Source organism: Flagellimonas sp. B-3 (genome assembly GCF_056857835.1).
Genome location: NZ_JBSXNW010000023.1, coordinates 17,612 through 38,715 on the forward strand (window position 1 = coordinate 17,612; position 21,104 = coordinate 38,715).

The following is a 21,104-nucleotide window of genomic DNA, read 5'->3' on the forward strand; positions in this document are numbered from 1 at the left end:
AATTTCGGGCACAAATTTTCGTGCCATTTTAGTTAAAAAACCGAACAATCCACTTAAATCAGTTTGTAGGAATTTTAGTCTACCATAAAGAGCGCATTGGCAAAAAACAGCTTGCCGTTTTCCCAAAATCCTCGGAACAAGGGGTTGTCCACCAAATAAATTACATGGCCGCGACCAACGTTTTCGACCCCGAATATTAAGGATTCGGAAATCTTTTTCTGTGCCTCTATACCTGCAAAACCAGAAAAGGGTTTGGTGTTTTGTTCGAGGTACACGGCATTTCCGTTGTCCAGATATTCATAAGCACTGCTTCCGAGCTTTAAAGAGAAATAATCGGAACCATAGCCGTAGGCCAATGGATTGGAGCTATCCACCTTAGTCTTAAAGATTGCGCCGGTAATCGCTCCCTTGATGCGTTCCCGCTCCCAATCTTTATAGGGTTGGGGGGTGTTTTCGGTGGAATCTTTTTCCACTTTCTTTTTCTTGATCCCAAATCCCTTTTTACCATCAAGGGCATCGATGGACCCGCCCATGGCAATGATTTTTCCGCCTTGTCTTACCCAATTCTTTAGTTTGGATAGTTGATCTTCGTTAAAATGGTTGCCGTAACGCCCATCCGGCAAAACCAAAATATTGTACTCGTTCAAGTCCACCCGGTTTGCATAGTCATCATCAATCACGGTGAGCGGGTAATGCAATTGTTGCTCAAAAAAGTGCCAAATTTCCCCGAATCGTAGTGTTGAGGTGGGGCCACCGGATAAAACGGCAATCTTTGGCTTGCTTATCATTTGAATGGAAGAGGAACCAAAATCTTTCCCCGAATCCACAAAACCTGTACTTGTGGAAGTAATCTCCTTTTTAAATCTAGCAGCAATGGTTTGCAGGGTTTGGATAAAATCTTCCTTGTTTTCGTTATCACCTTTGGTGATGATCAAGGTGCCACGCGCAAAGGATTTACCTTCGATACTAAAAGGGTGATCTGCTTTGCGAACCCTTATTCCCTCGTTTAGTAGGGCCGCCAAAAATCGGGCGTCGTCCATGCTGTTCCAATCGGTCAGATAGGCATAGCTTCCGCTATTGATACCTGAAGGTACCATAACTTCTTCTGTATTTTGGGAAGATATTATAGACGTGGAGGCAATGGCGTCCAATCCATACGCGTAGGGCAGCGACCAAGCGGTGATATCGTAGGTCAACGAATCCGAAAGTTTGGCATTGGGCTCGAACAATACCTTTACCAAGGTGCCTTTGGGCTGGTCGGTGGACACTACCATGCCATTTTTGTTGATGGACAGGTTGCCACTTTCGCCTGTCGTATAGTGATGTCCCCTGAAAGAACCACTGGAAAGATTGCCGTATGCAATGTTGTGTTTGTCCAAAAGGGATTTAAGGGCATCCAATTTGTCCTTGTCACCTTTTAGCACATAACTTTTGTACTTAAAATCCTTATTTTGATGGAACTTCCTGAATTCATCATTTAACTTCTCCGCATTCTGGGAAGATACCTCCACGGTGGAGAGCCCCGTTGTAAAGTGATGGGCGATTCGGTCTTTTAAGGTAAGGGTGTCACCGATAGCAGTGATAATCCCAAGCCCGGCTCTGCCACTTCCACCTTGTTCGTAGGTCATTCCAACAGAGCCGTTGTAAATGGGGTAGGTATCACCATAGCTGGGGTACAAAAGGTCAAAAACCTCTTTGGTGAAGTAAAACCAACCGTTGGCATCAAAATATTTGGCGTGGTTTCTACCAAGGGTTACTTGAAAATCACGCTGAAAATCGGTGATCACCTCGTGATAGGGTTCTGCCGCAGGTGCAAAATAATAGGGATTGTTCACCCCCTGCTCATGGAAATCCACATGGATGTGGGGCAACCATTGGTTGAACATTTTTAACCGTTGCTGGCTTTCTACCTGGGTAAGCCACGCCCAGTCACGGTTCAGGTCGAACATATAGTGGTTGCTCCGTCCACTCCACCAACCTTCGTGGTGTTCCTTGCTGTTGGGATCCACTTGATACGGGCTGTTCTTATATTGATTGTACCAGTTGCTGTATCTGTCGCGCCCATCCGGGTTAATACACGGATCCATGATCACCACGGTGTTTTCCAGATAAGAACTTTTTTTGGTCAAAAGTTCATAAATGGTCTTCATGGAAGCCTCTGTGCTCACACTTTCGTTACCGTGTACATTATAGCTTAGCCAAACAATGGCTTTGGATGCATTTCCCGTTCCTTCGGTATCTTTTAGGTGCTCTTGCCTAATGCTTTCCAGGTTGGCCAAGTTTTCTGCGGAGGAGACGTAGGCCAAGATCAAAGGCCTGCGCTCGTAGGTCTTGCCATAAACGGTAAGCTGCACCCTGTCCGGGGCAGATTCAGCCAAATACTCGTAATAATCCACCACTTCGTGATGACGGGTAAACTGTGTTCCGAGTTCGTACCCCAAAAATTCTGAAGGGGATTTTAGTTGTTGTGCCGATACGGAAATTGATACGAAAAGAATGAGGGAAAATAAAAATCTGGTCATGCTTGGGTTAATTGGTTCTACCAAATCTACTAATAAATTGAGGCAGAATCCTAATTTTATTGGGCCCAACCCGCTAATATTGCATAAAATTCAATTAACGTATTTTTGGGATGAGAAAAAAAGAAGAGACTTATCTTTGAACACCTCATTGCAATTTTTAATGGAAGTAGAATGTATACCCTTTAAGGAGACCGGTTATTTTTCCCAATTAATTTGTGACTATCTCGATCAGAAAAAAGAATTATCCCCTTTTTTTAATAGATATCCTTTGCCCGAAAACTTTGGTGATCAAATCAAAGAAAAGGCCACAAACTATCCCAAAGCACATCGAAAAGTCTTGGTCAATGCTTTAAAGGAGCAATACCAAGGCGTTGAGGTTTCCAAGGCAACGCAAAAAAATAGGGATGCCTTGTCCAAAGAGACCACATTTACGGTGGTAACCGGGCATCAGTTGAATTTATTTACGGGGCCGTTGTACTTCCTTTATAAGATTGTTTCCACCATCAATTTGGCCAAACAGCTCAACAAAGAGCATCCAAAAAACCACTTTGTGCCGGTATATTGGATGGCCACGGAGGACCATGATTTTGATGAGATCAATTATTTTAACCTGCACGGAAAAAAGGTGCTTTGGAACAAAAAGGCATCTGGAGCGGTAGGTCGATTATCTACGGAAGGCCTGGAAGAGGTGTTCGAGATATTTTCCGCGGAACTTGGAAATTTAGGACTTACAGAAAAGCTGAAAGACCTGTTTAAAAAAGCATATTTAGAGCATTCAACCCTTACCGAAGCCACCCGGTATCTTGCCAATGCACTGTTTGGTGACCAAGGTTTGGTGATTGTGGACGGCGATGATAAAGATTTGAAGGAATTACTCGTTCCCTATGCCAAAAAGGATATACTGGAGCACACGCCCCATAAAAAAATATCGGAAACAATCGATGCATTGGGAAAGGTTTCCACAGACTATACCATTCAAGTAAACCCAAGGGAGATCAATTATTTTTATTTAAAGGATGGTCTGCGAGAACGGATTATCCTAAAAAAAGGGAAATACCATGTGATCAATACGCATATTGATTTTACTAAGGAAGAACTTTTAAAGGAACTTGACGGGCATCCCGAACGGTTTTCGCCCAATGTAGTGGCGCGACCTTTGTACCAAGAAGTGATTTTGCCCAACCTGTGCTATATTGGCGGGGGAGGGGAATTGGCCTATTGGTTGGAGCTTAAATCCTATTTTGATGGGGTTGGGGTTACATTTCCTATGTTGATGCTTCGAAATTCAGCTTTGCTGATAACGGAAAAGCAATCGGAAAAAGTGGAACGGATGGGATTGAAGGTTTCCCATTTATTTATGAAGCAGCATTCGCTGATCAATAAAAAGATACGCGACATCTCCAATATCGATATTGATTTTTCGCCCCAGAAACAGTTGTTGGAAGAGCAGTTCCGGTACATGTACGAACTGGCCGAACAAACCGATAAAAGCTTTTTGGGAGCGGTAAAGGCACAGGAGGTAAAGCAGAAAAAAGGCTTGGACAACTTGGAAAAACGGTTGTTGCGAGCCCAAAAAAGAAAATTAAAGGACCATGTGGTGCGGTTGACCGATCTTCAAAATGAGTTGTTCCCCAACCGATCGCTTCAGGAAAGACAGCTTAACTTTTCAGAAATTTATCTGGAAATGGGAGAGGATTTGATTCCTTTGCTGTTGGAGACATTGGACCCCTTTTCCAAAGGCTTTACAATTTTAAGGCACAATTGATTGCTGCCTGATACCATTCAATACATTGATATTTTTCAAAAAAGCTTGCAACCAAAGTAGGGTATTTATGCTCTGGGTTGTTCCATAGGTGTAAATAGCTATGAAAATTTAAATTTTGAGTTGGTTAACTCATATGTTTAGGTTGGTTTTGATTTTATTTTTATTGAAAAGCCCTGGAGTGGTTCCCAGGGCTTTTTGTTTTTATGGCTTAAAATGATTTTAGAACAAATCCTTGAAATGTGACTTTACTTCGAACAGCGTAGCCTCCTTCATGGTGTCGAACCTAATATCGGCATGTCCCACGCGCTCTTCGGGACCTATGCCCACACTGTGAAAGTTGCCGGCTTTGGCGGCATCTATCCCTTTCTCGGCATCCTCAAAAACAATGCAGTTTTCTGGGCGCAGCCCTAATTTTTCCGAAGCATAAAGGAAAATATCCGGGGCAGGCTTGCTTTTGGAAACGCTATTGCCATCACCGATTACATCAAAAAAATGGGTGGCCTTGAGCTGTTTCAACACTTTTGGGGCATTTTTACTGGCACTACCAAGGGCAACGCTAAAGCCCTCAGACCTTAAATGAGTTAAAAGTTCCCTGGCGCCAGGCAAATAATCCTCTTGGGTCATGCTATCCAAACTTTCAACATATATGTCGTTCTTTTTTGTGGCAAGTTCAAGAATGGTCGCATCGTCCAAGCTAAGCCCGTTATGGTCCATTATCACCTTTATGGAATCCATTCTGGATATTCCCCGCAGTTTTTCATTAAGGGCACGATCAAATTGCCAACCCATATAGTCCGACAATTTTTTCCAAGCAGCGTAATGCAGTTCGGCAGTATCTGTGATTACGCCATCCAAATCAAAAATAAATCCCTTGATCATGGTCAGTGTTATTTAAAGGGCAAAGAAATAATGAAATCAGTTAAGAAAAAAACTAGATAAGCGTGTACTTTTTTCAAAAGAAAGTGTAGGCAACTTTGGAAAGATTGAGTTGTTGATAACCCGTTGGAATAACTTCATGGAAAAAGTTGTATTAAATATCCTTTAAAAGATACTTTTGCAACTAAAGCAAATTCCTATTTTTGCCCATGCATAACAACGTACTCATCCTAGACTTTGGTTCCCAGTACACACAACTGATCGCAAGACGCGTTAGGGAACTCAACATTTACTCAGAAATTAAACCCTACAATAAACTGCCCGAGGATTTATCGGATTACAAGGCGGTTATCCTTTCCGGTTCACCTTCTTCGGTGCGCTCGGAGCATGCCCCGCATCCCGATTTGTCCGAAATAAAAGGCAAGAAACCTTTGTTGGGCATTTGCTATGGTGCACAATATCTGTCCCATTTTCATGGTGGTAATGTTGCTCCGTCCGCCACTCGGGAATATGGGAGGGCCAATCTCTCCTATGTAAACTCAGAAGATGATTTTTTACAAGATATTGGTGAAGGAAGCCAAGTGTGGATGAGCCATAGCGATACCATTAAGGAATTGCCCGAAGGAGCCATTCGTTTGGCCAGTACCCACGATGTGGAAAATGCAGCTTACAAGATTGATGGTGAAATGACCTACGGGATTCAGTTCCACCCTGAAGTATACCACACCACCGATGGTAAAAAACTCTTGGAAAACTTTTTGGTGAACATTGCTGGATTAAAACAGGATTGGACGCCGGATGCTTTTGTGGAAACAACTGTAGAGGAACTAAAAAAAGAGATTGGCGACGAAAAAGTGATTTTGGGCCTGTCCGGTGGAGTGGATTCCAGTGTGGCCGCCATGCTATTGCACAAAGCAATCGGAGATCATTTGTACTGTATCTTCGTTAACAACGGTCTTTTGCGCAAAAACGAGTTTGAAAGTGTTTTGGACCAATACAAGCACATGGGATTAAATGTTAAGGGTGTTGATGCTTCGGCACGCTTTTTGGATGCCTTGAAAGGAGAATCGGACCCTGAAGGAAAAAGAAAAATCATCGGTAGGGTCTTTATTGAGGTTTTTGATGATGAGTCCCACAAAGTGGAAAATGCGAAATGGTTGGCACAAGGAACCATTTATCCGGATAGGATTGAATCGGTTTCGGCCAGTGGCGGACCATCAGCAGTGATAAAAAGTCACCACAATGTAGGCGGATTGCCCGACTATATGAAATTGAAAGTGGTGGAGCCCTTAAAAATGTTGTTCAAGGACGAGGTACGAAGAGTAGGAGCAAGTATGGATATGCCCGCAGAAATTTTGGGAAGACATCCGTTCCCGGGCCCCGGTCTTGGAATCCGTATCTTGGGAGATATTACTGCCGAAAAGGTGGCTATTTTGCAAGAAGTGGATGCCATTTTTATTGATGGACTCAAAAAATGGGGGCTTTATGACAAGGTTTGGCAGGCCGGAGCCATGCTTTTGCCCGTAGATAGTGTAGGGGTAATGGGAGATGAGCGCACCTACGAAAAATGTGTGGCGCTCAGAGCTGTTGAAAGCACCGATGGAATGACGGCCGATTGGGTAAATTTGCCCTACGAATTCCTGCAAAAGACCTCGAATGATATAATAAATAAGGTTAAAGGCGTTAATAGAGTGGTGTACGACATTAGCTCAAAACCACCGGCAACTATAGAATGGGAATGAAAAAACATATGTTACAACTGGTTTTTACCATGGTCTTTTTATTGGCCATGGTGCCGGTATCCGCACAAAACTACGCAACACATGCTGTAAAGGAAGGGGAAACGCTTAAAAGCATTTCTCAACAATACAGGGTAACGCCCTACAGCATTTTACAGGCCAACAAGGAAATCAAAAGTGCTTCCGATGTAAAGGAAAACACCATACTTATAATTCCTTTGAACGGAAAAGCTGTTGAAGATAAAACAAAGACCAAAGAAGAAGAACAAGAGGAAGAAGAGGTAAAGCCAATTCGTTTCATACGGCACAGGGTACGAAGAAAGGAAACCCTTTTTGGACTAACGCAGAAATACAACATTACCGAGGACCAGCTCAAACGGTACAATACCAAATTGTATTCCGAAACCCTAGAACGTAGGATGGTGCTCCAAATCCCTGTGTTTCCTGAGGTGGACCCCGATGAAGAAAAGGAGTTGGATTTTGAAAACTATACTGTCCGGCCCAAGGAAACCCGTTGGAGCATTGCCCACAAATATGGCATAAGTGTGGATAGCCTATTGGTGCTGAACCCGGAATTGGACAAGAACACCAACTATTTGGCCGCTGGCGAAGAATTGAAACTGCCAAGACCAAAAGGCGATAGCCTCAAGGAACAAGAGGTGGAATTGTTTACTTCCTATACCGTACCGCCAAAAATGACCCTTTACAGTTTGGGAAGGGAGTATGGTATTCCAACGGATTCCATTGTAAGGCTCAACCCCGAGATCATGAAAGAGGGTGGCCTAAAAGAAGGAATGGTGGTACGACTTCCCAAAAAGAAGAACAAAGAAGGCGAGGTAAACACAGAAAACTTTATTTTTTACGAAGTAAAGCCTAAGCAAAACATATTCAGAATTACCCAAAACCTGAAAATTACCAGGGATGAGCTGTTCCGTTTAAACCCGGCCTTGGAAAATGGACTAAAGGCTGGAATGGTCTTAAAATTGCCCAAAGAAAAGGCAGAAGAATTGGAAGTGAAGAATGCTTTGGTTCTGGATAAGATCAATTTGGTGGACAGCATTAATGTGGAAAACAGGCCCAAACTGGTTTTTATGCTTCCTTTCCGATTGGACAAGGTAAATGTGGCCGATACTGAAAAGGCCGAGGCACTGATCAAAAACCGTAGGGACATAGCATTGAGCCTTGGATTTTATACCGGGGCCATGGTGGCTTTGGATTCCATTAAAAAGTTAGGGGTCTCGGTGGATGTTAAAACCTACGATACCCAACTGGACCAAACCAAGGTCAAAGAAATCCTATTTAGGGAAAATCTAACCGGGGTAGACGCCATTATAGGCCCATTGGCAGCCGGGCCCTTGGACGAAGCAGCTGTTCAAGCTTCGGCAAAAAACATTCCTGTGATCGCCCCAATTGCTTCAGATAGTAAGTTGAGCCATGCCAATGTATTCTACTCCGTACCAAGGGATGTTGTACTACGGGATAAAATGCTCTCCCATATGGAAAAAATCCATAAGGGCGAAAACGTGATAATCATTGCGGATTCTACCCATCAAGTAGCGCATGATTCCATTTTGAGCAAATTCCCGGCAGCACAAATCGCAAAGGTAATCGACAACAAATCATTGCATTTGGATGAATTTTTGATCAAACTATCCGAAGACAAGGAAAATTGGGTGTTCCTCGAAACAGATCAGCCCAATATGGTGTCCAGCGTTACTTCTATCCTGAACTCGGCCAACACAGCTTCCATGGTGGATTCCGAAGAGACCAAGAAAATCAAGGTACGCATGTTTACCACGAGTTATAACGATGCTTTTGATGATGAGGCCGTCTCCAGGACCCATCTTTCCAATCTTAGGTTTACCTTTTCATCGTTCTACCGGGCGTCCAAGAATGATGCCTTTACCAGGGCATACATGAAAAAGTACAATGGAAACTTACCGGATAGATATGCTGTTCGCGGTTTTGATGTAACTATGGACATACTGCTGAAACTCGCATACAAGAAGAACCTTTTCGAAACTTCGAAGTATATCGGTCTAACAGAATATGCAGGAAACGGTTTTGATTATTTCAACGACTGGACTTCCGGCTATTTTAACCGAGCCTGCTACATTATGCAGTATGATGACCTTACATTAAAAGAAGTTAAGCTCAAAAATGACGTCAAAAGTAACCTATAACGGAAACTTGCGCACTACCTGTGTGCACATACGTTCCGGAAACGAGTTTATTACCGATGCCCCGGTCGATAACAACGGAAAGGGCGAGGCTTTTTCACCAACCGACACGGTGGCGACCGGCTTGGCCAATTGTATGATGACCATGATGGGAATCAAGGCCCGTGATATGGATGTGGATTTGACAGGGTCCACTGCCGAGGTAACCAAGCACATGGCGGCGAACCCAAGAAGAATTTCCAAAATCGAGGTAAAATTCGAGTTGCCGTCATCGGTGTCCGAAAAGCACAGGAAAATTTTGGTGCATACGGCCAATACCTGCCCGGTGCACTATAGCCTGCACCCCGATATTGAAAAAATAATCGAATTCAATTGGGTAAAATAATTTCCATAGGATGTATTTTTCTACTTGGTTTTTTGGGATTTGCACAGGAAATCGAGGAGGGTGTCCCTTGGAATGAGGACATACGGCTCACTTGGGCCGATTTTAAGGGGAAAGTACCCCCAGCGGAGGAATCTGCGGCAACCACTGCGAGCGGCATCAGCTATACCTATTCGGCCAATCTGTTGCACCACGAGGTGAATTTGGATTTTGAGGTAAACGCCTATTTCTACCCCAACGAGTCTTGGTACCGACCCGAACTGTGCAACGAGAACACATTGGCCCACGAACAGCTCCATTTTGATATTACCGAGGTATTTGCCCGTAAGATGCGGGAAAAATTACGTAGAACCTCTTTTTCCGATGATGTAAAGGCAGAGGTAAGGAAAATTTATTCCGATATTTTAAGGGAGCTGCAAACCTACCAAGAGCGATACGATTGGGAGACCAATTTTTCCCGAAACCGTGAGAAGCAGTTCGAATGGAACCAAAAGATAGCCGAAGCCTTAAAGGTTTGGGAATGATTCCTGCTTAAAATCGACCAATTTTTTTTGATTTCTTGATCGGGTACGATATATAGGACTAACTATCTGGAAACTATTTCTGAGCTTTACTCCAAAGTAATTTCAAAAAGGCAACCATGTTTTCAAGAGAACAGCAGGAAGAACCATTGCAATGGATTTGAGAGACCTAAGGCACTTTTGAAGCCTTGACCCAATATTTAGAGTTATGCTTGGCACTGTTGTTCTATCCGCAGAAGATACCTTTTCCCGAGTTGGGATATCGGAAACCTACAAAAGATCCCATTTGTTCTTCAATGGTTTTATTTTTTTTTGGCGGAAATTTTTAATATGTTTAATTGATTATAGATTTTTTCTTCTTTTAGACTCTTTATCTTCTAAAAAAGAAATTATTTCCCTTTTCTTTTTACTCAGTACCCTTTCAAAAAATTGAGTTATTGAAATACCAAAATAGTCACATAAAAGAAAAAGCTTAGCCACCCCAAAACTGGGTTTTGACTCCATACGTCCCATGTTTAATGTAACCTTGTATATATTTGCAAATTCAATGTTAACGTCCGATTGAGATAATCCCGTAGGTTTTCCTTGAGAAATACCTTTCTCCATACGAAGTTCCTTTAAGACCATTTCTATAGAAGTTGTAAAATGTAAAATTTCTTCTTCCTCAACCATGATTCCAAAAGACGTTAATAATTAAAATTCCGTCAACGACATTTGTGTCGTTAAAATGTTTTGAATATATTTGAACATCCTTTTTTGTTAAAGGATTATTTTTGCGATTCTTCGATTGATACATATTAGAAGCATTCGCTTGGAGTCTCACACTGAAAACTGGTAATTTTTGCTACGAGACAATAAGCAGTTTGCTCACGACCCGGGCGTGGGCTCTCTTATCGTAGCAAGGTATACCAGTACCCCAGTGTGGTAAGTTGAGTTCCGCGCCTTTTTTTGGCATTTGGTTCATTGCAATATCTTCTTAGCGTTTTGTTTCTTTTGTTCATTCAGGATATCGCCCAACTATTTGGGTTATGGGAAACATTTGGCAACTTTTTTTTGTGGGGTTCACACCGTGTTGTTGTCCTGTTTTTGGGGCAGCGCATTCGGTGTTCGATATCCTGTTTAAAAAGAAGCCAAAGAACCCCGTATAATCCCAAGGCCAGGGTTGTGGGATACACGTTTTATTATTTTCCGGTTCACGATATCCTTTTGTCCCATCACCAACGACTACACTTTTAGGGCAACCGGCCCAATCACGAAAACATGGTCTTTTTTGGTTTAGGAATCCTATTTCTGGGTATGCTTTTACCTGGGCAGGATGGCCTATGTCCGAACCTTGATGTCCTTTAGGAAGTTACGGTTTTTCCGTGACTTATGGGGCAGTGTGGAGAATAACAACCAACATTTTAATCAAACGAACTCAATTTATGCAACTAGTAACACAACGCATGCGCAGGGGAATCCTGCATGTGCTCCTATATGCTTTTCTAATGCCCTTCTGTGCCTTTTATGTGCAGGCGGGCACTGTCTTGGAACCACCACAGGCCACCGTTTCCGGCACCGTGACCGATACTTCGGGGAGTCCCCTGGCCGGGGTGAACCTAGTGGTGGAATCCAAGAATGTGGGCACTATTTCCGGTTTGGACGGTTCCTTTTCCGTTCAAGCTTCTCCTACCGATGTATTGGTCTTTTCCATGGTAGGTTTTAAATCCCTTACCGTCCCAATAGCAGGAAGGAATGTGGTGAACGTAATAATGGAAGAAGATGTGACCCAATTGGGGGAAGTAGTGCTCAATGCGGGCTATTATACCGTTACCGAAAGGGAGCGCACGGGGAACATCGGTAAGGTGACAGCTTCCGAAATCGAAAAACAGCCCGTTTCCAATCCACTGTCCGCCCTTCAGGGGCGTATGGCCGGAGTGGACATTACCCAGAGCTCTGGCCTGCCAGGGGCGGGCTTCAACATCCAGATCAGGGGGCGGAACAGTATCGGTGCAGGTAACGATCCGCTCTATATTGTGGATGGGGTGCCCTTTGCATCGGATCCCATCAACTATTCCCAGACCTCAGGAATCCTAGGGGGAAGCATAAGTCCGCTCAACGGGATCAACCCTGCGGATATAGAAAAAATAGAGGTGCTGAAGGATGCCGATGCCACGGCCATTTATGGCTCCCGTGGTGCCAATGGGGTGGTTTTGATCACGACAAAAAAGGGCCGCTCCGGCAAGGCAGAATTCAACATCCATCTCAATACCAGTCTGGGCAGTGCCACCCGTTTCATGGACCTGTTGAACACCCCACAGTACTTGGAGATGAGACGGGAGGCCTTTGCCAATGATGGCATAGAGGATTACCCTGCCAATGCCCATGATGTGAACGGTACCTGGGACCAGGACCGGTACACCGATTGGCAAAAGGAACTGATCGGGGGAACCGTGCACAGGACCATGGCACGGGCATCCGTATCCGGAGGGAGCAATGGCACCCGCTACCTGATCGGCGGGAGTTACCAAAGGGAGAATACTGTTTTTCCAGGGGAGTCCGGTTATCAAAAGGGAAGTGTATTGTTGAACCTGGACCATAATTCCGAGGATGGACGTTTCAAGCTCCATTTTTCCGGGAACTACGTTGTCGACGACAACGACCTGCCCGCCGCTGACCTTACCCTTACCTCGCGTAGCCTGGCCCCCAATGCCCCGGCCCTTTATGGCGAGGATGGGGAACTGAACTGGGCCGGCAATACCTGGAACAATCCGCTTGCCGATCTGGAGAGCCGCTTTTCCTCCAATTCCAAGACCCTGACCACAAATGGGACCGCTTCCTATGCTGTCTTAAAAGGAATTACCGCCAAGGTAAACCTGGGTTATACGGATGCAAGGATGGATGACAGCAGGGTCCTGCCCTCGACAAGATACAACCCGGCCTATGGGGCCGATAGCCGGTATTCCTCGGTCTATAGGGGGACATCGTCCCGTACTTCATGGATCTTGGAGCCCCAGTTGCAATGGCAAGGAAGTATGGGACCATTACAATTGGATGTATTGTTGGGAAGTACTTTCCAACAACAAGATCAGCATCAATTGGGGCTTTATGCCCAAGGCTTTCCAAGTAATGAACTCCTTGGGGACATTTCAGCGGCCACTACCCTTAACATCAATTTGGATTCCGGGACGGAGTATAGGTACCAGGCCATTTTTGGCAGGATCAACCTGAACCATCGACAAAAATATATCCTTAACCTAACGGCGAGACGGGACGGTTCCTCAAGGTTTGGTCCCGGAAACCAGTTTGCCAACTTTGGGGCCGTTGGGGCCGCTTGGCTGCTCTCGGAGGAGAATTTTATCAAAGAGGCCCTTCCGGTGATCAGTTATGGTAAATTACGGGGAAGTTACGGCACCACGGGGAACGATCAGATCGGGGACTATCAATTTTGGGAGACCTTCAGTTTGGGCGGAACGAATTATGATGGGGTCAGTGTCCTACAGCCTACCCGCCTCTTCAATCCCGATTTTGGATGGGAGCGCAACGATAAACTGGAGGTCGGGTTGGAGCTTGGCTTTTGGAAGGACCGTATCCTGTTGGCGGGCAATTATTATCGCAACCGATCCTCCAATCAACTGGTGGGCATCCCCATGCCGGGCACGACAGGTTTCACCAGTCTCCAGGCCAATTTGGATGCCATTGTCCAGAACAAGGGAGTGGAGCTGGAACTCACTTCCCGTTTGGTACATACTCGGAAAGTAAAGTGGCAGCTCTCCATGAACCTGAGTCTTCCAGAGAACGAATTGATTTCCTTTCCGGGACTGGAGGCCTCAACCTACGCCAACAGGCTTGTGGTAGGGGAACCTCTTGGGATACGGAAACTGTATTACAGTACGGGGGTGGACCCCACCACGGGAGTGTATCAGTTCAGGGACTACAATGGGGACGGTGTTATTTCATCACCCAACGACCAACAATGGATAGCGGATATGGATCCCGATCTTTATGGGGGCTTGGCCAACAATATCAATATTGGCCCATTTGAGTTGGATTTTCTATTCCAGTTCACCAAGCAAAGACAATGGAACTATCTCTACAATGGCGGTTTCCCCGGTTCGATGATGAACCAGCCAGTGGATGTTCTGGATCGATGGGGGGAGGCGGGAGAAAACGCGCCCCTACAACGATATACCACGGGCAACAATGCTGATGCCGTGTCCGCTTTTTTCCGGTACAGTGGCAGCAACAGGGCGGTGTCCGATGGTTCCTTTGTCCGGTTGAAAACAGCCTCGGTCAGTTATCGGATCCCTGCCAAGTTGACCAAGGGCATGGACTGTAGGGTCTACCTCCAGGGACAGAACCTATGGACATGGACCTCCTATAGGTGGGGGGATCCTGAATTCATCGGGGTGGGACGGTTGCCCCCGCTACGGCAGATTACATTGGGCACACAACTTACCTTCTAACTCAAAATAATATTCAGATGAAAATACAACGAACAATATATCACCTTTATTTTTTGGTGTGGTCATTGCTGATACCGGGCTGCACGGATTTTGTGGAAACGGACCTGCCACCCTCCCAATTGACGGGCGAGGCCGTATTTACCGATAGGGCCACGGCAACGGCGGCCTTGGCGAACATTTACGCGGGACTGCGAAATCAGACCCTGATCACGGGCGGTTACCGGGGCATCGGAAATCTTTTGGGACATTACGCGGATGAACTGGATCACTATGGTGACGGCATTGGAACGATCTACAATTTTAACATCCATTCCGTTTTGGCCACCGAACCGGAGTTGGCAACGTTATGGAACAACAGTTACAACCTGATCTATGCCTGTAATTCCATTTTGGAGGGCTTGGAAGATAACACTGCCCTTTCTGAAATGGATAGGGAACAATTACAGGGAGAAGCCCTTTTTCTAAGGGGTTTCATCCATTTTTACCTGTCCCAGCTTTTTGGGGACATACCCTATGTGATGGCAACGGACTATCGTGAGAATGCCCAGATCGGGAAATTGGGAAGTTCCGAGATCTACGAACTGTTGGTTTCCGATCTGGAAAGGGCCATCGATCTGCTTCCAGAATTGTATGTGACACCGGATAGGATCAGGGTGAACCGATATGCGGCCATGGCCTTTTTGGCCAGGGTGGCCCTTTATTTTGGTGATTGGGACAGGGCCCTGTCCCTTTCAAACGATGTGTTGGCCAGGACCGATCTATATACCTGGGAGGAAGATCTGGACCAGGTTTTCTTGAAAGGGAGCAAGGGAACCTTATGGCAGTTGAAACCGGTAACTTCCGAAGGAAATACCTTGGAGGCCCAGACCTATATATTTGAATCGGGACCCCCTATCAACCAGGGAGCCCTTACCCGATCCTTTATGGACGGGTTCGCTCCCGGAGACCAACGGGCCGTACATTGGACCAGGGGCATAACGAATGGTACCACGGTTTGGCACCATCCCTACAAATACAAGGCCAATGCCCCTACTGGAAGCTCCGTGGAGCACTCGGTGGTATTGCGGTTGGGGGAACTTTATTTGATCAGGGCAGAGGCCAGGATGCAATTGGGAGCCCTTGATGGGGCCATGGCGGATTTGAACAAGATCCGTGGCCGTGCAGGCCTTTCGGATATGGAAGGTCTGGATAGGATGGGTGTGGAGGCTGCCCTTATTCAGGAAAGAAGATATGAGCTCTTTACGGAGTTCGGCCATCGTTGGTTCGACCTTAAACGCTTTCAAAAAGCAGGCGAGGTACTTGGACCGCTAAAGCCGAACTGGCAGGAGTACCATCTGCTGTTCCCCATACCACAATCCGAGCTTTTGGCCAATCCGAACCTAAACCCCCAAAACGATGGTTATTAGAACAGATCAAAACAAGGGGATATTGACTCTTGTCCCAGGAAAGGGAGAAAGGGAACCAAAGATAAACCGCGAGGTTTTGTTTTCATTTATTTTATTGATGTTAGCCACCTGCCCCTTTTGGGGGCAGGTAACCTCGAAAAAAGACCTGACCCCAAAGGACTATCATCGGTGGAGCACCCTTTTCCTGCCCCAAATTTCCGATAACGGCCAATGGGCCTCGTACACAAAGCAGTACGATTATGGACAGGACACCCTTTTTATCCAATCTACGGAAGGAGATACCCAATATGTCCATCCGGGCGGGGGACAATTGGAATTTACACCGGATGGCGGTAAGGCGATAATATCCAAGGAAGGATCATTGCAGTTACAGGACCTGCACAAAGGTGAAGTTGTGGACATCGGCCCCATATTGGGCCACGAAATGATATTGAATGGCAGGTGGCTCCTGATAAAAAAAGAGGGAGCTGAAAACGGTGGATATGATCTTGAACTGAGGTCCCTGAAAACGGGAAGGACATTTAACCTAAAGGGAGTGGACTCCCATCTCATGTCCCCTAAGGGAAACAAGCTCCTTTATACCATGAGGAAAAAGGGAAGATATGCCCTTCATCTATTGGGTTTGGGACCTAGTGGATGGGAACCCGTTGTATTACGGGATTCCAAGTTTCCCTTTCAACGATTGGTGTGGGGACCTTCGGGCAATAGTCTTGCATTCCTTCAGACAGATGATGAAGCCAATAATGACCTCGACCTTTATTTCCATGAGATAGGGCCGAAAACCAACTGGTCTCGGTTGGATGGGGAGGGTTCCTTTGGTAAACAGGGGCATCAATTGGCCGATTACCGTTTGCTGATCGCCCCCGACAATTCCAAGGTATTGTTTGGCGTCGAACCCAAGGGGCCTAATGATGGGGAAATAGTCGAACTATGGCATGCCCAGGACCCATTGATCTACCCACGGAGACAACTGTTGGGCCTGTTCCCTGACAAAGCCCGTGTCTGGGCATGGTGGCCTAAGACCCAAAAGAGGTTGCAACTTTCGACATTGGAGCATCCCTATGCAATTCCCCTTCCAAGGTTTGACCATGCACTTATCTATAACCCCTGGGACAATGAGCCACAATTCAAGCGGGATGCCGATAAGGACTTTTACCTAAAGGAACTGGACACAGGAAAACAGCAACTGCTGCAAGAAAAATTGCCCTATTGGGGCAAGTATGTGGGCATTTCGGAGAACGGGAACTACCTCAAGTATTTCAAGAACGGGGATTGGTGGGTGTACCATGTTGAAGAGGGAGTGCATGTCAACCTCACAAAAAAACTGCAAACGGACTGGTCCTTTTTGGACTATGGGCGGGAGGAGGATGAAGTGCCCTATGGCAGTCCTGGCTGGGACAAGGAAGGGAACATGATTTTGGTCTATGACCGATATGACATTTGGCGGATTTCCCATGATGGCAAACGGTACAAACGCCTGACCAAGGGAAAGGAAAAGGGCATACAATATCGGATCGATAGGAATGCCTCCTTCGAACATGACAATACATACTATTTTTCCAACGTTATGGACGGTATTTTTGATGGAGGAGAAGGATTGATCTTGAAGGGATCGGGGGATGACCTGGGTTCCGGTTATTTTTTTTGGAACAAGGAAAAGGGTCTGCAGACCTTGGTATACAAACCAAAGCGGATATATGGATTGAAAAAGGCAAAGGACACCCAGGATTATATTTATCTGGAAGAAACCTTTGAAGAGCCGACCCGACTGGTCCACCTCAAAGTGGGCCAGGACCCCAAGACCTTGGCGAAGCCCAATGCCTTTCAATCGGAATATGAATGGGGCAGGTCTTCATTGATCGGTTATAGGAACAAGGAGGGTGAAGAAATCGAGGGGGTATTGGTGTATCCTTCGGGTTATGAACCGGGGAAAAGATATCCGATGGTGGTACATATCTATGAGCAACAAAGGTATAAGTTGCATAAATCGGTAATTCCTACAGAGTATATTAAGGCGGATTATTTGAACCCATCTGTTTTTGCTGCCGAGGGATATTTTGTTCTTTACCCAGATATAGATTATGAGATAGGAAAACCAGGGGAGAGTGCCTTGGCTTGTGTAGTCTCTGCCGTCAATAAGGTGGTTGATATGGGTCTGGCCGACCCTCAAAGGATTGGGCTGTATGGAGCATCCTTCGGGGGTTTTGAGACTACCTATATCATTTCCCAAACGGACATTTTTGCAACGGCCATTGCGGGGGTGGCGATTACCGATCTGGTCAGTAGCTATCTTTCCATTGGTGAGGCCAGGGGACTTGATGAGGCTTGGCGGTACGAGCACCATCAATTACGGATGGGCGATAGCTTTACGGATAACTTTCAAAGGTTTATCGAGAACTCGCCGGTTTACCAAGCGCATAATATCAACACGCCCTTACTCGCTTGGGTCGGGAAGGATGACCGCAATGTACATTGGACACAGAGTGTGGAACTCTATTTGGCATTGAGGCGTTTGAAAAAGGACCATGTGCTCTTGGTCTATCCCGGTGAAAAGCATGCTATTATAAACATGAAAAAACAGAAGGACCTGACCCGCCGAATCAAAGAGTGGATGGACCATTATCTAAAGGACCATCCCAAAAAGGCCTGGATGATCAAAGAAGAGCCATAAAATGCTTGCAAAAAAGGGAGCACCGATTTCCCGGTGCTCCCCTACTGCACAGCCAAATTACCAGATCATAGCTGTTCAATCCCTGTAGAGATCCACACTACAACTGGTCAAACCCTCCAATCCAAAGGCTTGTTGCCCTTGGTAGGTACAAATATTGGGCAAAACGGTCGTTTCACATTTCAGCCCTGTGTTTTCACAAGGCTGTCCAGGCCCCATGGGGATATATGCATCCACAAGGGCGGAACCGTTTTCATCCTTTGCCTGGGTGGCAAAGGCCGCCGCCACGGCAAATACGATCGCTATGGCGGGCATGATTGTTTTAAAAAGGTTTTTCCTCATAATAATAAAATTTAAAATTAAGACCCATGCTTTTGTTCAGCTCCAACAACAAGGTGACAGGCCTTTGACCTTGAGATGGAGCATCCGGATATCTTTATCCGGCACTTTGGGCCTTTTGTCCCATCCGTGCCGGTTTTTCTATCTAATCTTGCAGTGGTGCAAGTGTTTCGTTTTGGGCATTTGCCCTTATGCCGTCAAAAGACGGTCCCTGCAGTTTATAGGTGACCAGGGTCTGGTCAAAGATCCCGATGAAATTTCCCTCGGCGACCAAAAAATCCTTAAGGGGTTTCCCACGGAAATGCTGCACATAAAAACTGAGGACATAGCTTACGTCCATTAGATCGTAAACGTCTATGACCGAAGCCCTTTTCCACATAAATTCGGATTCGTTCCTGCCCAGGAGATTTCCTTGGACAAAGAGAAGGCCGTTATGGACGGCAGCCCTTTTGTTGACGATCAGGGGTGGGGCCGCCATTTTTCGTTGATTGTTCTTTTGGAGGGTGGCCACCTTTATCTGGGGAAAGCTGATGGTATCGATGGTCCGGCCATAGCGTGTCCTTTGCAATAGGGTATCGGCCAAAATGATCTTGTTATGGTAATAATGCACATATACCACCTGGTTCGATAACGGGTCGTGCAACAATACCCCATCGGTATCAAAGACGCCGTCAACCTGTTTTTGTAGGAGGTCGGGTTTCAACGATAATGGGATGCTGTCCCCCAACCGGACCAGCCCAAGTTCATTTTCGTTGTTTTGGGTACTGCGTGCCCGTATGGCAAAAGTGTTGGGGGACAGGGGAACCGCCAATGAAAAATAGGCTTCGTCCCTTAATAGGGGATTGGCGGACCATGTATCGGTACTGCCCCTGAATATAATGGGTACCGTCCCGTCCATAAAGTAGAAATAGGGTGGGCGTACAATGGTCCTGATGGACCTAAAACCCATGTTTTCACGGGGAATCTTCATTTGGATGTGCAGGGTGTCCCTTAATGTGGTATCACTGACCACCATATGGAGCGGGGAAGTGGGATTGGCCAAAAAAATCCTGCCCTGGCCAGCACCGGCCAAATAATAGGAATTGAAGCCCAGGTCCAGTTCATAGGTACGTTTTATGGGGTGGTGGGGATAACGACGGGTGAAATTGTTCCGATGGTGGACCATATCCTCGCTCCATAGAAACAGGCCCGTCACCAAGGACATGCTTCCCAAGGCAAGTGCCCCTATGATTACAAGCAGTTTGCCCGTCAATCCCCTTGGTGCCCAAGGATGGTTCCGCTGTTGGTTTTGGTTTCCCCCGTTACTGCCCTGTGGGTTCGATAAAAGGATGCCGATCAGTGCCAAAAGCACAAATAGGAGATTGAAGACCAAATGTTCGGTCCACCCCAGATCCTCCAAAACGCCACCACAGGAGCAGGGGATGAAGTCGGTAAAGTTCAGGATGATGACGATATAGGCGGTGAACATGGACATAAGGAAAAAGGCGGAACACAGGCCCCAAAACCGGAGCCGGGGAACAAAAAGCATTCCTGCCACGATCAGTTCTGAAAGGGGAACTGTCCAGGCCACCCAATCCGCATGTGCGGTAAGAAGGGGGGATTGGGCCAATTGAATGCGAAAACTTTCAAAATCCAACAGTTTGTTGACAGCGGCATAAGCAAAAAGGATGATGTACAACAGACATATGACCTCCAAAGTAATCCTGATATGTTTTACGCTCCATTTCATTTTATTTGTAACCGTTTGATTTACAATGATAAAATTAAGGAGGATGATGGATCTGTAAGGGATTACTTCGTATCTGAGAAGGAGTATTTGTTGCCTGAGAGGGAATATTTTCGCTTTTTTTCTTAAAAAAATGTAAAAACCCTTACAGAGCTACATACGCTTTTGCCATTTACCCTTTTGTTTCCGTCAAAGTCCTCGTTGGCAATGGGCAAGGCGTTCCTTCAGGTCTCACCGTCTAGAATGCCCATAGTCGCACGGGTATTTCTGGACCGTTTCTCTCCAACAAGTTCCTTGAGCTGGCATAGCTCCGCCTCTATGACCTCCATGTGCCCGCACCTGCTCCAATGATGGCCAACCAACTGCCGGCTTTGGAATCAATTCGGCAACATGTACCGTTGAAAGCCTGTCTTGACAAGGTGCAATAGGGTGTGCCATATCGGACGGAGGCCATATTTACTCTTTTTGACGGGTTGTGGAATTTACGGAAATTGTTAAGGCTTATTTTAATCGGTTTACATTGATATCGAAAAAG

13 protein-coding genes are annotated in these 21,104 nt (G+C 45.9%); 8 read left to right on the top strand and 5 right to left on the bottom strand.

From position 1 onward, the window contains the following. Positions 1-74 precede the first annotated feature (74 nt). Positions 75-2,522, bottom strand: coding sequence for a M14 family metallopeptidase (locus AC13CS_RS11855; protein ID WP_482888779.1), 2,448 nt, complete (start codon positions 2,520-2,522; stop codon positions 75-77). A gap of 160 nt (positions 2,523-2,682) precedes the next feature. On the opposite strand from AC13CS_RS11855, the gene bshC reads away from it, so the two are divergent. After that, a complete protein-coding gene (gene bshC, locus AC13CS_RS11860) occupies positions 2,683-4,287 on the top strand; it encodes a bacillithiol biosynthesis cysteine-adding enzyme BshC (protein ID WP_482888780.1) in 1,605 nt (534 codons plus the stop codon). A 219-nt stretch (positions 4,288-4,506) separates the two neighbouring features. Here bshC and pgmB read toward each other — a convergent pair whose 3' ends face one another. Next, positions 4,507-5,166, bottom strand: a complete 660-nt coding sequence (pgmB, locus tag AC13CS_RS11865) for a beta-phosphoglucomutase (RefSeq protein WP_163625630.1) — start codon at positions 5,164-5,166, stop codon at positions 4,507-4,509. 206 nt (positions 5,167-5,372) lie between these two features. Between pgmB and guaA the strand changes: the two genes are divergently transcribed. From guaA to AC13CS_RS11885, 4 genes are read left to right on the top strand one after another with little or no spacing between them, the layout of a single operon-like run. After that, on the top strand, positions 5,373-6,905 hold the full coding sequence (guaA, locus tag AC13CS_RS11870; RefSeq protein ID WP_293165084.1) for a glutamine-hydrolyzing GMP synthase: 1,533 nt from the start codon (positions 5,373-5,375) through the stop codon (positions 6,903-6,905). Then, positions 6,902-9,085: a LysM peptidoglycan-binding domain-containing protein gene (locus AC13CS_RS11875; RefSeq protein WP_482888781.1), complete on the top strand. Its 2,184-nt coding sequence runs from the start codon at positions 6,902-6,904 to the stop codon at positions 9,083-9,085. Before guaA ends, AC13CS_RS11875 begins: the two co-directional genes overlap by 4 nt. Next, on the top strand, positions 9,063-9,467 hold the full coding sequence (locus tag AC13CS_RS11880; RefSeq protein ID WP_293165080.1) for an OsmC family protein: 405 nt from the start codon (positions 9,063-9,065) through the stop codon (positions 9,465-9,467). Before AC13CS_RS11875 ends, AC13CS_RS11880 begins: the two co-directional genes overlap by 23 nt. Next, entirely contained in the window at positions 9,455-9,988 is a 534-nt protein-coding gene (locus AC13CS_RS11885) for a DUF922 domain-containing protein (protein WP_482888783.1), read from the top strand. Before AC13CS_RS11880 ends, AC13CS_RS11885 begins: the two co-directional genes overlap by 13 nt. Positions 9,989-10,327: 339 nt before the next feature. Here AC13CS_RS11885 and AC13CS_RS11890 read toward each other — a convergent pair whose 3' ends face one another. Continuing rightward, positions 10,328-10,657, bottom strand: coding sequence for a hypothetical protein (locus AC13CS_RS11890; RefSeq protein ID WP_482888784.1), 330 nt, complete (start codon positions 10,655-10,657; stop codon positions 10,328-10,330). A 752-nt stretch (positions 10,658-11,409) separates the two neighbouring features. Here AC13CS_RS11890 and AC13CS_RS11895 point away from each other — a divergent pair. From AC13CS_RS11895 to AC13CS_RS11905, 3 genes are read left to right on the top strand one after another with little or no spacing between them, the layout of a single operon-like run. Continuing rightward, positions 11,410-14,430, top strand: coding sequence for a SusC/RagA family TonB-linked outer membrane protein (locus AC13CS_RS11895; protein WP_482888785.1), 3,021 nt, complete (start codon positions 11,410-11,412; stop codon positions 14,428-14,430). 17 nt (positions 14,431-14,447) lie between these two features. Then, entirely contained in the window at positions 14,448-15,836 is a 1,389-nt protein-coding gene (locus AC13CS_RS11900; RefSeq protein WP_482888786.1) for a RagB/SusD family nutrient uptake outer membrane protein, read from the top strand. Then, positions 15,826-18,507 carry a S9 family peptidase gene (locus AC13CS_RS11905; protein ID WP_482888787.1) on the top strand — a complete coding sequence of 894 codons (2,682 nt, stop codon included), beginning with the start codon at positions 15,826-15,828 and terminating at the stop codon, positions 18,505-18,507. Before AC13CS_RS11900 ends, AC13CS_RS11905 begins: the two co-directional genes overlap by 11 nt. A gap of 75 nt (positions 18,508-18,582) precedes the next feature. Here the strand turns inward: AC13CS_RS11905 and AC13CS_RS11910 are convergent, their stop codons facing one another. Next, positions 18,583-18,846: a DUF6520 family protein gene (locus AC13CS_RS11910; RefSeq protein WP_163625621.1), complete on the bottom strand. Its 264-nt coding sequence runs from the start codon at positions 18,844-18,846 to the stop codon at positions 18,583-18,585. A 142-nt stretch (positions 18,847-18,988) separates the two neighbouring features. Beyond that, positions 18,989-20,572: a MauE/DoxX family redox-associated membrane protein gene (locus AC13CS_RS11915; protein ID WP_203532411.1), complete on the bottom strand. Its 1,584-nt coding sequence runs from the start codon at positions 20,570-20,572 to the stop codon at positions 18,989-18,991. Between the last annotated feature and the right edge of the window lie 532 nt (positions 20,573-21,104).

Excerpts from the sequence above, each read along its gene's own strand:
- AC13CS_RS11895 (WP_482888785.1), top strand. The coding sequence starts at position 11,410 with ATGCAACTAGTAACACAACGCATGCGCAGGGGAATCCTGCATGTGCTC.
- AC13CS_RS11890 (WP_482888784.1), bottom strand. The coding sequence starts at position 10,657 with ATGGTTGAGGAAGAAGAAATTTTACATTTTACAACTTCTATAGAAATG.
- AC13CS_RS11880 (WP_293165080.1), top strand. The coding sequence starts at position 9,063 with ATGACGTCAAAAGTAACCTATAACGGAAACTTGCGCACTACCTGTGTG.
- AC13CS_RS11855 (WP_482888779.1), bottom strand. The coding sequence starts at position 2,522 with ATGACCAGATTTTTATTTTCCCTCATTCTTTTCGTATCAATTTCCGTA.
- guaA (WP_293165084.1), top strand. The coding sequence starts at position 5,373 with ATGCATAACAACGTACTCATCCTAGACTTTGGTTCCCAGTACACACAA.
- AC13CS_RS11915 (WP_203532411.1), bottom strand. The coding sequence starts at position 20,572 with ATGAAATGGAGCGTAAAACATATCAGGATTACTTTGGAGGTCATATGT.
- pgmB (WP_163625630.1), bottom strand. The coding sequence starts at position 5,166 with ATGATCAAGGGATTTATTTTTGATTTGGATGGCGTAATCACAGATACT.
- bshC (WP_482888780.1), top strand. The coding sequence starts at position 2,683 with ATGGAAGTAGAATGTATACCCTTTAAGGAGACCGGTTATTTTTCCCAA.
- AC13CS_RS11900 (WP_482888786.1), top strand. The coding sequence starts at position 14,448 with ATGAAAATACAACGAACAATATATCACCTTTATTTTTTGGTGTGGTCA.
- AC13CS_RS11905 (WP_482888787.1), top strand. The coding sequence starts at position 15,826 with ATGGTTATTAGAACAGATCAAAACAAGGGGATATTGACTCTTGTCCCA.
- AC13CS_RS11875 (WP_482888781.1), top strand. The coding sequence starts at position 6,902 with ATGAAAAAACATATGTTACAACTGGTTTTTACCATGGTCTTTTTATTG.
- AC13CS_RS11910 (WP_163625621.1), bottom strand. The coding sequence starts at position 18,846 with ATGAGGAAAAACCTTTTTAAAACAATCATGCCCGCCATAGCGATCGTA.